General features: G+C 47.9%; 2 protein-coding genes. Both read right to left on the bottom strand.

Annotated features, from left to right (window positions below; genetic code table 11):
* Positions 1-503 (bottom strand): ATP-binding protein (locus RW114_RS20455; protein WP_340124573.1); only part of this gene is annotated, 503 nt, incomplete at its 3' end.
* On the bottom strand, positions 496-1,974 hold the full coding sequence (gene istA, locus RW114_RS20450; RefSeq protein WP_422614855.1) for an IS21 family transposase: 1,479 nt from the start codon (positions 1,972-1,974) through the stop codon (positions 496-498). The genes istA and RW114_RS20455, both read right to left, overlap by 8 nt.
* Between the last annotated feature and the right edge of the window lie 142 nt (positions 1,975-2,116).

Genomic DNA, 2,116 nt, shown 5'->3' with positions numbered 1-2,116 from the left:
TCATCAATAACCAGAACCTGATATTTATCCAACCGCGTCATTGCAGTCATTAAATCCAGATCCCGCTTGGCTTGTTGTAGGCTTTGAACGAGTGCGGTGGCTGAGAACCATTTAACACGAACCTCCCGCTCTATTAATTGATTGGCGAGCGCGGCAGCTATATGCGATTTACCGACTCCCGATGGCCCGATCAGCAAGACGTTTCCGGCATGGTGTACCCAGTCAGGCTGATCTTTTAGTGCAATCACCTGCTGTTGCACAGACGCGCTAAGTTCTACCAGCTTCAGGTTGGCAAAGCTTTTCCCGGCAGGCAATCCCGCTTCTCGTGTCCATCGTTGCACACGTTTCTGATAACGATCCGCTACTTCCTGTTCACAAAGTCCTGATAAATAGCGGATATGACCATAACCTTGTTCAATAGCCTGCTCTTGATGATGTTGATAATGCCGACTAAAAGCAGGCAGTTTGAGTTCTTTCAATAACAAACCTATCGTTTCAGGCATGACCGACAACCTCCGCAAGATGCCAGTTACCCTGCAACAGATGATCATAAGCTGCTAAATCATGTTGCCGTGCAGGTATAGTGGGAACCGGTTGTTTGCCTAAATAACGCTCTTGTAAGGCCTTGAGGGGTGGCAGCGGTCTGTTGTTATTGACACTCGCTAATAACTCATTGCCTAAACGTTCTTCACAGTCATGATCCATGGCGATACGGAGAACACCAACGATCCATTTGCACGCATCTCTGGGCTGAAGCTGTTGATCACAGTGCAGCCATAATTTTCGATAAGTCTCAGTGGGTAATAACTCATCCCGAAACTGTAAAAACCGGAACGCCTGGGGTTTAGCAGACAGACTATGAATGATATGACGGTAATCAATGCATTTGCCCCGCTCCTGACCGGCTTTAAGGTAAACACGAGGTAGCGTACTGGTTAGCGTTTGGCCGATAAAAAAAGCCAAGCGATCATGATAAACATGAACACGAACGTTTTCGCCAATCATGCGCGAGGGCACGGTATAAACGATCCTTTTGACCTCCAAGGTACTACTGCGGGTCACTTTCAGGCTGAGTTCACTATAGTCCATGAAGCGTTCGCCAGGTAGTGCTTGCAAGGCCAATTGCTCGTCTTTAAAGCGGCTCTGGCAGCGTTTGTTTAACCGTTCAGTCACTTTGTCCAGAAACGCTTGGTAATCGTTGATGGCGGCAAAGTCACAACTCCCTCTCAGCTTTAACGCTTGATCCAAACGGCGCTTAAATGAACCATGCGCACATTCAATGGCACCATTTTCATGACTCACACCGCGATTGTTACGTGTTGCACGCAAGCTATAATGATCGCAGAGTGCGTCATAAGCCTTCGTTAATTTCTCCTCCTCTGCACGGTTAATAAAAGCCGCACTTAAACTGTCGGTGCGGTGCTCAATAGGACTGCCACCCGCCAGCGTTAGCGCTGACTGCAAACCGTCGGCTAACGCTGAATAACTTTCACCGCCCAAAATGATCTGTACATAACGCCAGCCACTATAGGCAAAGCGGAACTGGTACAAGAGATGGGTAAACACTTCACCCTGGAGAGTTATTTCAGTATTTGGATGGCTGAAGTCTGATAAACCTTGCTGCCCAGGCGGTACAGACTGGCGGAAGATAACGACCTTATCCGGCCCTTGGGTTGCTTTCCAGAGTTTTACACGACGCTGTAGGGTTCGCAATACACTGTAAGGGAATTTACCAGCGTGTTCATCATCCAGATATTCCCAGAGCGTTAAGCCCGTTAGCTGTGATTCCTTCTCTAACAAAGGTACCAATTCCTTTTCCCAAATAGCGTCCAAAGGATCTTCACGAGTGCGCCAATGCCGCTCTCCTGGAATCGATTGACGCTCACCTTTTTCTATTCTGCGACCGGAACGTTCAGAAATAGCGGCTTTAGCGGCGGCTGTTTCTTGGCTTTTTCCTGATTTACGCGTGCTCATATATAAACTCTCTTGATGTTGAGTGATACGTTTTCCAGGCAAGGGTGAACTCCAAAAAAAATGAAATACACCCTTGTCCTACATATCGGTCAACCGGTCAAGATAGTTGTCGCCGACCGGACAGGGTAATTGTCGCCGAACA

Origin of the sequence: Methylobacter svalbardensis, assembly GCF_037671525.1 — a bacterium.
GTDB classification, from domain to species: Bacteria; Pseudomonadota; Gammaproteobacteria; order Methylococcales; family Methylomonadaceae; genus Methylobacter_A; species Methylobacter_A svalbardensis.
The sequence above is the reverse complement of the archived record's forward strand: the minus strand, read 5'-3'. Positions and strand labels throughout refer to the sequence as shown.